The sequence below is a fragment of the Halorhodospira sp. 9621 genome (assembly GCF_022228055.1).
GTDB lineage: Bacteria > Pseudomonadota > Gammaproteobacteria > Nitrococcales > Halorhodospiraceae > Halorhodospira > Halorhodospira halophila_A.
In genome coordinates this window covers 58,682-70,462 of the sequence record NZ_JAJNRD010000001.1, presented here as the reverse complement: position 1 = coordinate 70,462, position 11,781 = coordinate 58,682, and the positions used below count along the sequence as shown (strand labels likewise).

The window sequence follows — 11,781 nt, the reverse complement described above, 5'->3', positions numbered from 1 at the left end:
GCGGCGCTTTGGCCGCGCCCGACACGGCGACGTCAGGTGTGACGTCCCAAATTGTAGGCCTGAATCGCGTCCGCGATCTCGTCCAGGCTCGAGACGTCGTCGATGGTCGAAGGAGTGGGAACCTGCTCGCGCGCCTCCTTCGCGAGCGTCCGGATACTCTTGCGCAGGATCTTCCCGGAACGGGTCTTGGGCAGTTTCTGGACTACGGCGACCCGGCGCAGGGAAGCAATGGCGCCAATCTCGTTGCGGATCATGCCGGTCAGATCCGACTCGATGCGCTCTTGGTCGATGTCACTGCCATCCTTGAGCACCACGAAGGCCACCGGCAGCTCGCCCTTGGTGTCGTCGTGGATACCAACCACAGCGCACTCGGCCACTGCCGGGTGATCGCCGATGACCTCTTCCATCTCGCCGGTGGAGAGGCGGTGGCCGGCTACGTTGATCACATCATCCACCCGGCCCATGACGTAGACGTAGCCGTCCTCGTCGATGAACCCGCCATCCGAGGTGTCATAGAACCCCGGAAAGCGCTCCAGATACGACTTCTGAAAGCGGGCCTCGTCGTTCCAGAGGGTCGGCAGGCAGCCCGGTGGGAGCGGGAGCCGGATGGCCAGGTTGCCCTGTTCACCTGCCGGTAATTCGCGGCCGGAGTCGTCCAGTACGCGGATATCGTAACCGGCCATGGGTACGGTGGCGGAACCGCTCTTGACGGGCATGGGCTGAATACCCATTGGGTTGGCGACGATGGGCCAGCCCGTCTCTGTCTGCCACCAGTGATCGATCACCGGCCGTTGCAGGGTCTGTGAGAGCCACTCGTAGGTAGGGGGGTCGAGTCGCTCACCAGCAACAAAGACGTTCTCCAGGCAGGAGATGTCGTAGCGCTGCAGATGGCGCGCCTCGGGATCCTCCTTCTTGATGGCGCGGAAGGCGGTAGGAGCGGTGAAGAAAGCCTTGGCGCGGTACTCCGAGATCACCCGCCAGAAGGCACCGGCGTCGGGGGTGCGCACCGGCTTGCCCTCATAGACCACTGTGGTGCAGCCCCGAATCAAGGGGCCGTAGACGATGTAAGAGTGGCCGACGACCCAGCCGACGTCGGAGGCAGTCCAGAAGACGTCCCCCGGGTGCAGGTCGTAAACAGCTCCAAGACTCCAGTTCAGCGCCACGGCGTATCCGCCACTGTCCCGGACGACGCCCTTGGGTTTCCCGGTGGTACCCGAGGTGTAGAGGATGTAGAGCGGATCGGTGGCATCGACAGGCACCGGATCGGCCGGAGCGGCACCCGCTAAGCCGGTGTGCCAGTCCAGATCCCGTTCCTCGTCCCATTCCACCCCGGCCTGCGGGCGACTGACGTAGATCACCCGCTCCGGCTTGTGCTCCGCACGGCGCAGGGCCTCGTTGACCAGTGGCTGGTACGGGATAACCCGGTCGACCTCGATTCCGCAGCTCGCGGTGAGCACCACCCGTGGGCTGGCATCGTCGATCCGCACGGCGAGCTCGTTGGCGGCGAACCCACCGAACACCACCGAGTGGATGGCACCGAGCCGTGCACAAGCGAGCATGCTGATGACCGCCTCCGGGATCATCGGCATGTAGATGACCACCCGATCACCGCGGCCGACCCCCAGATCGCTCAGCATCCCGGCGGCGCGCGCCACCTCGTCGCGAAGCTGTCGGTAGGTGTACTGTTCTTTACCGCCGCTAACCGGTGAGTCGTAGAGGAGGGCGGGCTGATCGCCCCGGCCGGCATCGACATGCACGTCGAGCGCCAGCTGGGCGACGTTCAGGCGTCCTCCGCGAAACCAGCGTTGTCGTCCCTGTTCATCCTCCGCGAGGGCTGCTTGGGGCTCGGTCATCCACGCCAGGCGCCGCGCCTCGCGTAACCAGAACCCCTCCGGATCGTTGATCGACTCCTGATAAGTCTCCTGATAGCTCATGGCTCCCCTCCCTCCGTTGGGGGTGTCGCCGTCCCCGGGCTTATGCTTGTTATCGACCCGCGCGTACGCCCGCGCCGGTCCGCTCAATGTAACCCCGGTCCAGGCTGCAGGGAAGGGCAAGTACGCTTTTAACTTATTGATTCGACTTGTTAATAGTGAGGTGCCGGATTGCCGTCAGTACGCGCAATAATGCCGTGGATGCATTGCTCGACGAATGCTGCGATAGCGGCCTGGTCATCGAGATCCAGGCAGGGCAGCCCCGAAGGCACAGCCTGTGGCTCATCGGTGGCGACACCGAGTATCCCGGGTGCCCGGAAATCGGGGCGATCGGTCCCGGTGCGCTGGCTGTGGACCAGCAGTTGCCCGGCACCGCTGTGGCGGAATCCCTCGGCGATGATGACGTCAGCCCGTTCAGGGTCGATGGCCTGAAGCCGCCTGACGAGCAGATCCTCATCCCGCTCGGCAGTCGGGGTTTCGGTCAACAGCGCCCAGCGCCGAGCGGAGACCACCAGAACCTGCTCGGCGCCGGCCTCCCGAGCCCGATAGCTGTCCTTGCCCGGACGATCCATGTCAAAGCCGTGGTGGGCATGCTTGACCACGGCCGGGGACCAGCCACCGCGACGCATCCGCGCCACGAGCCCGGTGAGCAGGGTCGTCTTGCCCGCCCCCGAGTACCCGGTGACGGCGATAACCGGCCGGAGGGCCGGCAAGCGTGCCGCTTGCTGCAGGGCGTCTTCCGGAGGGGGCGGGCAGTGTCCACAGCCTGGCGGCATATTTTGTCGCCTCCTGTCTCAAGAGCTGAAAGATCATAGAATAACGAACAGGCTGTCGCGCAACCGCGCGCCAGGTGGTCTATTAACTGACACCCAGGGCCACGCTATGCACACCGCCTTCCTCGATGCAGGATCCCTCGATCTTGGAGATCTCGATCTCGGCCCGCTGCAACGGGTGGCTGATCCACTCGAGTGCTACCCCCGGACCCGTCCCGAGGCGCTGCTCCCCCGGCTCGAACCCGCCGAGGCGGCGATCGTCAACAAGGTCGTCATCGACGCTGAGGCCCTGGCCCGTCTTCCTAACCTGAGACTGATCGCGGTGGCGGCCACGGGCACCAACAATGTAGACCTGGACGCGGCCCGCGAACGGGGGGTCACCGTCGCGAACTGCCGGGGCTACGGGACCACTGCGGTGGCGCAGCACACGCTGGCCATGATCCTCAACCACTTCACGCGGATCCCCGCGGCCACGGCGCGGGTCCGGGCGGGGGAGTGGTGCAGCAGCGCCCATTTCAGCCTCATCGACTCCGGTCAGCGCGAAATATCCGGCCGGTGCCTGGGCATTCTCGGCTACGGCACCCTGGGTCAGCGGGTGGCGGCTTATGCCGAGGCCCTGGGCATGAAGGTCCGCGTAGCGGAACGGCCCGCAGCCGCGACCTGTCGCAGTGGCCGTGTGCCGTTCTACGACCTGTTACCCGAGGTGGATGTCCTGAGTCTACATTGCCCGTTGACGGAAACGACGGCCGGAGTCATCGACGCGCAGGCCCTGCGGCTGATGCGCCGCGATGCTTTACTGGTCAATACCGCTCGTGGGGGCCTGATCGATGAGCCGGCGCTGGCAGCGGCGCTGCGTAACGGGGAGATCGGTGCAGCGGCACTGGATGTTTTGACCAAGGAACCACCGCCACCGGAGCATCCGCTACTGGCTGCGGATCTACCGAATCTGGCGGTCACTCCGCATAGCGCATGGTCTGCGCTGGAGGCACGACAGCGCATTGTGGGGCAACTACGTGACATCCTGGCGGCCTTTGCAGCCGGAGAAGTGCCACCGAACCAGGTCGTCGGCCCGGACAACGACCCGTAAGGCGCTGACTGGTTACACTGGGTTTTTTCCTTGAATCGGAGCGGGGCCCGGTCCACACCCGCCCGGGTGGGGACGGGTCGCTGGGATCGAGTGAAGGAGTGCAGGATGAAGTGGCAGGACAACGATCTGGTCTTGGTAACCGGTGGCGGTAGTGGCCTAGGCAGGGCCCTGGTGCGCGGACTCGCCCGGGACGGGGCACAAGTGCTCACGGTAGGGCGGCGTGCCGAGCCGTTGGGCGAGACCGCCAGTGTCGCTCCTGAGCGCATCCGCACGTTGAGTGCAGATATTGCCAACCCGGAGGATCGCGCCCGCATTGTTGATGCTGCTCAGGGGTGGCGAGTCCGCGCCGTGGTCCACAACGCCGGTCTGCTAGACCCGGTGGGACCGCTCAGAGAGGTAGACCTCGAGGCCTGGCGACAGGCCATGGCCGTTAACGTCGAGGCTCCGGTCTTTCTCACCCAGGGGCTGTTGCCGCGCATGGAGCGGGGCAGCCGTATCCTGCATATCTCCTCGGGAGCGGCACACAAGCCATCGATGGGGTGGGGGGCCTACTGCACCAGCAAGGCCGCGCTGTTCATGATCTATCAGGTCTACCGGGACGAATTGTGGCGGGACGGTATCCTGGTGGGCTCCGTTCGCCCGGGTGTCGTGGATACCCCGATGCAGGATCACATCCGGACCCAGACGCCGGAGCGCTTCCCGGCCGTAGACCGATTCATCAAGCTCAAGCAGAACGGCCAGCTCCATACTCCGGAGGACGCCGCCGACTTCGTCCAGTGGGCGCTGCTGGAGACAGGCGACAAGCAGTTCATCGAGCAGGAATGGAACATCAGCGACGAGGACCACGCCCAGCGCTGGCGTGAGACCCGACAGGTCTGAGCACAGCGACACCCTGTAGGGCAATGGAATATTTTTTCCATTAATGAGGGCTGAGTCAGGGATCACAGCATAGGCTATCGTTGTCCCACCTGGTGCGCACCTAGCTTGTTGACCCCGCGGGAAACCGTCTACGGGGACATTGTTGTACACAAGTTGTACTTTTATGCTTGGGCGCAGTGGCTGAAACAATTCGCCACACCCTGCCTCCCGGCTGCGGCGTTTGGGTCGGGAGACCTCTGTGAATGGCCGGCCAGGGCTAAAGGCCCACAGGCCGGCGCATCCGAGCGATGGGAGGACTCATGGAGCAGCGCACCATCTATGTCTGGGACCCGGTGGTACGTGGCAGTCACTGGCTGATCACGCTCCTGTTTGCGGCCTCGTTCTTTACCGCTGTGATCGGCGAGATGCCCGCCCACCTGTGGGTCAGTTACTTGCTGACCGTGGTCGTGCTGGCGCGGATCGTCTGGGGATTCGTCGGGCCGCCACAGGCGCGTTTCTCGCACTTCGTGCCGGGGCCGCGTGCGTTGATGGCGCATCTGCGTGCGATGAGCACCGGAGAGGACCGTCGCTATTTGGGCCATCCGCCGCAGGGCGGTGTGATGGCAGTGATCCTGCTCTTGGGACTGGTGATCGCGTCCGTATCAGGCATGATGCTGCCAGCGCTGGATCGCGGCGCGGGTCCGCTTGGGTTCCTGTACGGGGCGCAACTGCCTGGGGAGTTGATCTCGGATGTGCACATCGTGAGTTCTTATACACTGCTGGCCCTGGTCGGCATGCACATCCTCGGCGTAACGCTCTCCGGTCGGCGTGAGAAGCAGAACCTGACCGCTGGTATGGTCGATGGTTACAAGCGCCCGAGTAGCTGAGGCGAAGAGAGACGGAAACAAGCCGAAACAAGCCCATGGCAGCGTGGCGGGAGAGCCGCGCTGCTTGCGTCTAACATAATTTAACATAATATACCTTCCGCGGCTCTCCGGGTGACCCCGATCGCACGGGTGACTGAGCGGCCAGCCTGCCGACAGCCCGGCGACGGGCCGGTATACTCGCCCCCCGGATCCGATGGCAACGACAAAGGCAACGGCAATGGCCCACCCGGAGTTCCCGCTCGACCCGAACCTGGTCTATCTCAACCACGCCGGGGTCGGCACCTGGCCGCAGCGGACTCGGGATGCCGTCCACCGATTTGCCGACGAATGCCTCCATCGCGGAGCCGCGGACTATCCCAACTGGCTGGAGGCGGAAGACCGTCTACGGGCCCGGCTGGCACGACTGATGGGTGTCGCTGGTGCCGTGTCGGACATCGCCCTGGTGCCGAACACCTCGGCGGGCCTCTCCATGGTCGCCCACGGGGTGACCTGGCAGCCCGGCGACGAGGTGATCATCAACGACCAGGAATTCCCCTCCAATCGCTGGGTCTGGCAATCCCTGGCCCGACACTACGGCGTCCACGTCCGTCAGGTGCGACTGAGCGACGGCGCCACGCCGGAGGACGCCCTCATCGACGCCCTGACGCCACGCACCCGGCTGCTTCCGATCAGCAGTGTCCAGTACGGCACGGGACTGCGCATGGACCTGGAGCGGCTGAGTAACGCCTGTCGCGAGCGCGGCGTCCTGCTCTGCGTCGATGCGATCCAGACGCTGGGCGCCCTTCAGCTTGCCGTGGACGCCGATTTCATTGTCGCGGATGGACACAAGTGGATGCTCGGCCCGGAGGGGATCGGCGGGCTGTACGTCCATCCCCGGGTGCGCGATGAGCTGCGGATCTGGCAGATCGGCTGGCATATGGCCGAAGATCTGGGCGCCTTCGACCGACCCGACTGGGATCCCGCCGGCACCGGCCGGTGCTTGGAACCCGGTAGCCCGAACCTGCTTGGCAGCCACGCCCTCGAAGCGAGCCTGGCGGTGCTCGAGGATGTCGGCTTGAAGGAGGTCGAGCGGCGCGTCCTGACGAACGCCCGGGAGGCCATGGAAGGCGTCCGGCGCCACGGTTTCGAGCTGGTGACACCGACTGAAGCGGATCGCCACGCCGGTATTGTCACCTTCCGCGTCCCGGGCGCCGACCCGGAGCGCCTCCTGGCGGCTCTGCGCGCCCGCGATGTTGCCTGTGCCTCGCGTTGTGGCGGCATCCGTTTCTCGGCGCACTTCTACAACACGGCCGAGGACCTGGAGGAAGCCTGGCGGCGGCTTCAGGCCTGCCTGGCGGCCGAGTGACCCACGGGCCGCAGGGCTGCGGCCAGGTCGAGGAGGATCGCCTCCGCGGCCAGACGTCCATTCAGGGGTTGCTCCAGGCTGCGCCGGTGCTCGCCGATGCGCAGGAACGTCTGGTGCAGCGACTCCGGCGATGCCTGCCGAATCAGCTGTTGCGCCAGGGTTGAGGGCAGCAGCCCGCGATCCGGTGCGCCGTGGCGCTGACGCAGCAGATCCGCGAGGATCGCCGAAACCGCGTCGGCCAACGCCTCCGGCGCCCGTTCCCAGGTCTCTGCCTCTTTGACCGGATCGCCACCGGCACTCAACCGATGAAGCTGCTGGAGCAATGCCTCGTACCCCTCAAGGCCCTGTTCGCGGAGGATGCGCTCGGCCGCCAGCGGCATGCCGCCGGCCAGCGCCAGTGCCTTGTCTGCCCGCTCAGCCCCGGCCGCGGTACGCTCGATTAGCCACTGCCGTGCCGTGCCCCAAGGCGGTGGCGACAACCCGCGCACCGTGCACCGGCTGCGTACGGTCGGTGGCAGCCGCCCCGGTCGCCCGGTAGCCAAGATGAGGAACACCCCTGCGGGCGGCTCCTCCAGTGTCTTGAGCAGGCTGTTGGCCGCTGCGCGGTTGAGCCGGTCGCACGGCACAATCACCGCGACCCGGCTGCCGCTGAGCTGCGCGCTCAGATGCAGGAAATCGACCAGCCCGCGGACGCTATCGACCACGATTTCGCCGCGCTCGCCACCGCGGCTGGGGCTGAGGGTGCGCAGATCGGGGTGGGCCCCGCCACCGGTCAGACGACAGCCACGGCATTCCCCGCAGGGCCGCTGTCCGCCCTCCTCCCCCCCCTGACAGAGCAGCGCCCGGGCCAGGACGCCGGCCAGCAGCCTCTTTCCGAGTCCGGTTCGCCCAGTCAGCAGCAGGGCGTGATGCAACCGACCCTGGTCGTGCAGGGCGAGCAGCCGGTCAAGTTCCGGGAGCAGCCAGGGCGGGAGCTGGCCCCGTCCCTGCCCCGGCGGCACCCAGTCCGGATGCTCGGGTGCTTCGCTCATGACGCACTCCGCGCCGGGAGCAGGTCGGCCAGTGCGGCGCGTGCCTGGCGGGCCACGTCGTCTTCCGGCCGGTTCGCGTCAATGCAACGGAAGCGCGTTGGTTCCGCTGCGGCACGACGGGCGTAAGCGGCGCGCGCCGCAAGGAAGAACGGGTCCTGCTCCTGCTCGAAACGATCCTCCCCGCTGCCCCGACTGGCGACCCGGGAGCGTCCGACCGACGGATCCACATCGAGCAGCAGCGTCCGGTCAGGCACGAAGCCCCCGTGGACCCACTGCTCCAGTACCGCGATCCGTTCATCACCGAGCCCGCGGCCGCCGCCCTGATAGGCGTAGGTGGCGTCCGTAAAGCGGTCGCTGACCACCCAGCGCCCCGTGGCCAGGGCTGGATGGATGACCTGCGCGAGGTGCTCGGCCCGCGCGGCGAAGACGGTCAACGCCTCGGCCTCTGCGCTGAGACCGCTGTACTGCGGGTCGAGGAGCGCGCCGCGCAGGGCCTCGCCGAAAGGCGTGCCCCCAGGCTCGCGGGTGAACAGCGGCCGCTCGATGCCGGCCTCTTCCAGCATCTGCTCGATGGCCCGCAGACAGGTGGTCTTGCCGGCCCCTTCCAGCCCTTCGACGGTGATGAAACGGCCTCGCTCCGTCACTCCTCCTCCAGGATGTAGCGTCGGACGGCCTCGTTGTGCTCGTCCAGCGTGTCCGAGAAATGGTGGCTGCCGTCGCCGCGGGAGACGAAATAGAGCGCACTGCCCGGCTTCGGGTCGACAGCCGCTTTCAGAGAGGCCCGCCCGGGAAGGGCGATCGGGGTCGGCGGCAGGCCGTGGCGCGTGTAGGTGTTGTAAGGCGTATCACGGCGCAGATCGGATCGGCGCAGCCGCCCGTCGTAGTCTTCGCCCAGGCCGTAGATCACGGTTGGATCCGTCTGCAGGCGCATGCCCTGCTCCAACCGCCGCGTGAACACCCCCGCCACCTTCCGCCGCTCGTCATCACGGCCGGTCTCGCGCTCGATGATCGAAGCGAGGGTGAGTACCTCGTAGGGATCTTCCAGGGGCAGTTCCGGCCGTCGCTCGGCCCACACGCGGGCCAGTTCCTGACGCATCTGCCCGAACGCCACGCGCAGCAGATCACGATCCGTGGTACCGCGCGGGAAATGGTAAGTAGTGGGGAAGAACATCCCCTCGGGGTGTCGCTCCCCGAGGCCGAGTTCCTCCATGATCTCATGATCGGGGATACCCTCCAGCGTCTGCTCTACAGCATCGTGTCGGCCCAGGGCCTCGCGCAGGCGTGCAAACGTCCAACCCTCGACCACGGTGAGCGGGTGGAGCTTGACCCGGCCGGCGCGCACCCGCGCCAGGAGCTGACGGACGGTCATGCCCTGCTCCACCGCGTACTCGCCCGCTTTGAGCTCAGCGGAGATACCGGTCAGGCGCCCGTAGATCCGCAGCCCGAATCGCGTCGCCCCGGAGATCCAGCCCCTCGCCTCCAGTTCCCGCCCCAGGGCGTGCAGCGAACTGCCCCGCGGAACCTCTAGGGTCTCGGGCGGATCACTAACGGCCATAGGGCGCTGGTCGAGCTCGTAGAACAGCCAGCCGCCGCCGACGATCGGCAGAAGCACAAGCACAAGCACCGGGGCGAGGATCCACCAGCGCCGCCGGGATGCGCGCGTCACCAACGCCCTTCTCCGCCAACCTCGGGCGGGTCCACCAGCGGCGTGAGCCCGCGACTGCCGATCTGCTCGAGATAGCCGCGACTAACCTTCCCGACTGGGACCCAGGTCCCGGCCACCGAGCGGACCGGCCAGAGGCCGATCAGGCTGTTGGTCAGGAAAACCTCGTCCATCTCGGCGAATTCACCCGGATAGAAACCGCGTTTCTCCACCCGCAGGCCGAACGCCTCGGCCTGCTCCACGATCCAGCGGCGCATCACGCCGGCCACGCCCGAGTGGGTCAGCGGCGGCGTCAGCAACACCCGGTTCCGGACCGCGAAGACGTTGGTCGCGGTACCCTCCACGATGAGCCCGTCGGCATCGAGCATCAAGCCCTCGGCGATGGCCGCATCCCGCCACTCGGAACGGGCCATCACCTGCTCCAGGCGATTGAGGTGCTTGATACCGGCCAGCCGGGGCTGCGCACTGATGCGCGTCCGGCAGAGGCGGACATCGACCCCCTGCCAGCGTTCCGGCGGGATCGCCGGCGGATTGTGAAGCGTCAGGATGCGGGTGGGGATCGGCCGGGACGGGGGCAGGTAGCCGCGCCCTTCACTGCTGCCCCGGGTGTAGACCACCTTGAGCACCCCGCTCTCCACCTTTTCGGTAAGAAAGCGGGCCTCTTCTCGCAGGGTCGCCAATGGTGGCTCCGGGAGCCCCAGCTGCCGCGCCCCGTCCAGCAGCCGGTCCATATGGTAGTCCCATAGACACAGCCGCCCCCGATTCACCGCTATGGTTTCGAACAGACCGTCGCCATAGGCCAGGCCACGGTCCTCGGCATCCAGGGCCGTATCCGCTCTGCCGTTGACCAGTTGCTTACGGCTCAAGGGCCCCCACTTCTCAGCTCGCCTTGCGAAAGATCAGGGAAGCGTTCGTCCCGCCGAATCCGAAGGAGTTGCTGAGTACGGCCTGCAGCCGCTGTTGCCGCGCCTCGCCGGGTACCAGATCGAGACCGGCGCAATCGGCCTCCGGGTGATGGAGATTGCAGGTCGGCGGAATGATCCCGTCGCGCAGCGCCAACACGCTGAATACCGCCTCCAGCCCGCCGGCGGCGCCGAGCAGATGCCCGGTCACCGACTTGGTGGAACTCATGGCCACCTCGCCGGCCCGATCGCCAAACAGGCGCTTGACGGCCGCCGCCTCGGCCAGGTCGCCGACCTGGGTCGATGTACCGTGGGCGTTGATGTAATCGATATCCGCGGGTGCCATGGCGGCGTCTTCAAGGGCCCGCGCCATACAGCGCTGCGCCCCCTCGCCGCTCTCGGCAGGCTGCGTGATGTGATGGGCATCCGAGCTGGTGCCGAACCCGGCCAGCTCGGCCAGTATGGTCGCCCCGCGCGCTCGCGCATGGGCATAGGACTCCAGCACCAGGACCGCCGCGCCTTCGCTCAGGACGAAACCATCGCGATCGACATCCCAGGGGCGACTGGCCGTCGAGGGATCATCGTTGCGACTCGACAGCGCCCGCGCCGACGAGAACGCCGCCAGTCCCAGCGGGGTGATGCACTTCTCCGCACCGCCGGCGATCATGACGTCCGCGTCTCCGGCGGCAATCATGCGGGCGGAGACACCGAGGTTGTGGGTGCCCGCCGCGCAGGCGGTGACGGTTGAGAGATTGGGGCCGCGCAGTCCGTAGTGGATCGATAGGTTCCCGGCCGCCATATTGATCACGCTGCTCGGCACCAGGAAGGGAGAGACCTTGCGTGGCCCACCCTCCATCAGGGCCTGGTGGCCCGTCTCGATCCCCAGGATACCGCCGATGCCGGAGCCAACGGACAGCCCGATCCGGTCCGCGTTGTCCTCGCGGATCTCCAGGCCGCTCGACTCCAGGGCTTCGGCACAGGCGCCGAAGGCATAGTGGATGAACGGGTCCATCCGCCGTGCTTCTTTGCGCGGCAGATACTGGGACACATCGAAGCCCTCGATCGTCCCGCCGAACTGGACCGCGTAGGCGGACGTATCAAACTCGGTGATGGTCCGGATCCCGCTGCGGCCCTCGGTCACCGCGGACCAGGCTTCATCAGCGGAGTGACCGACCGGAGAGACCACCCCCAGCCCGGTTACGACAACGGCTCGATCATCCATACCCTTGTGCCCTTCGGGGCGCAGAATGTATCGGGGCCGGTCCACCGGACCGGCCCCGCTGCGCCTTCAGACTGTGGCCCGT

The 11,781-nt window shown here is 66.8% G+C and carries 11 protein-coding genes; 4 read left to right on the top strand and 7 right to left on the bottom strand.

What is annotated here, in order from left to right:
• Nucleotides 1-32: 32 nt before the first annotated feature.
• A complete protein-coding gene (locus tag LRF89_RS00315; RefSeq protein WP_201167217.1) occupies nt 33-1,934 on the bottom strand; it encodes a propionyl-CoA synthetase in 1,902 nt (633 codons plus the stop codon).
• Nucleotides 1,935-2,083: 149 nt separating this feature from the next.
• Nucleotides 2,084-2,707, bottom strand: a complete 624-nt coding sequence (mobB, locus tag LRF89_RS00310; RefSeq protein ID WP_201167215.1) for a molybdopterin-guanine dinucleotide biosynthesis protein B — start codon at nt 2,705-2,707, stop codon at nt 2,084-2,086.
• 106 nt (nt 2,708-2,813) lie between these two features.
• Here mobB and LRF89_RS00305 point away from each other — a divergent pair, with 106 nt between their 5' ends.
• The 4 genes from LRF89_RS00305 (at nt 2,814) to LRF89_RS00290 (ending at nt 6,881) form a co-directional block, all read left to right on the top strand.
• Nucleotides 2,814-3,791, top strand: a complete 978-nt coding sequence (locus LRF89_RS00305) for a D-2-hydroxyacid dehydrogenase (RefSeq protein WP_201167212.1) — start codon at nt 2,814-2,816, stop codon at nt 3,789-3,791.
• Nucleotides 3,792-3,896: 105 nt separating this feature from the next.
• Nucleotides 3,897-4,670 (top strand): SDR family oxidoreductase, encoded by a 774-nt coding sequence (locus LRF89_RS00300; RefSeq protein ID WP_201167208.1) that lies wholly within the window; start codon nt 3,897-3,899, stop codon nt 4,668-4,670.
• A gap of 299 nt (nt 4,671-4,969) precedes the next feature.
• The gene (locus LRF89_RS00295) at nt 4,970-5,536 is read left to right on the top strand and encodes a cytochrome b/b6 domain-containing protein (protein WP_201167206.1); all 567 of its coding nucleotides are present in this window, start codon (nt 4,970-4,972) and stop codon (nt 5,534-5,536) included.
• A gap of 193 nt (nt 5,537-5,729) precedes the next feature.
• Nucleotides 5,730-6,881, top strand: a complete 1,152-nt coding sequence (locus LRF89_RS00290) for an aminotransferase class V-fold PLP-dependent enzyme (RefSeq protein ID WP_238634811.1) — start codon at nt 5,730-5,732, stop codon at nt 6,879-6,881.
• On the opposite strand, the gene holB is transcribed toward LRF89_RS00290, so the two are convergent.
• The 5 genes from holB to fabF are packed head-to-tail and all read right to left on the bottom strand — an operon-like array spanning nt 6,857 to nt 11,699.
• Complete coding sequence (holB, locus tag LRF89_RS00285; RefSeq protein ID WP_238636407.1) at nt 6,857-7,912, bottom strand: DNA polymerase III subunit delta'; 1,056 nt, start codon at nt 7,910-7,912, stop codon at nt 6,857-6,859. The two genes, LRF89_RS00290 and holB, sit on opposite strands and share 25 nt — an antisense overlap.
• Nucleotides 7,909-8,556: a dTMP kinase gene (gene tmk / locus LRF89_RS00280; RefSeq protein WP_201167200.1), complete on the bottom strand. Its 648-nt coding sequence runs from the start codon at nt 8,554-8,556 to the stop codon at nt 7,909-7,911. Before tmk ends, holB begins: the two co-directional genes overlap by 4 nt.
• Complete coding sequence (gene mltG / locus LRF89_RS00275; RefSeq protein WP_238634813.1) at nt 8,553-9,578, bottom strand: endolytic transglycosylase MltG; 1,026 nt, start codon at nt 9,576-9,578, stop codon at nt 8,553-8,555. Before mltG ends, tmk begins: the two co-directional genes overlap by 4 nt.
• Nucleotides 9,575-10,441, bottom strand: coding sequence for an aminodeoxychorismate lyase (gene pabC / locus LRF89_RS00270; protein ID WP_238634814.1), 867 nt, complete (start codon nt 10,439-10,441; stop codon nt 9,575-9,577). The genes mltG and pabC overlap by 4 nt, the downstream gene beginning before the upstream one ends.
• A gap of 13 nt (nt 10,442-10,454) precedes the next feature.
• Entirely contained in the window at nt 10,455-11,699 is a 1,245-nt protein-coding gene (fabF, locus tag LRF89_RS00265) for a beta-ketoacyl-ACP synthase II (protein WP_201242516.1), read from the bottom strand.
• Nucleotides 11,700-11,781: the final 82 nt, after the last annotated feature.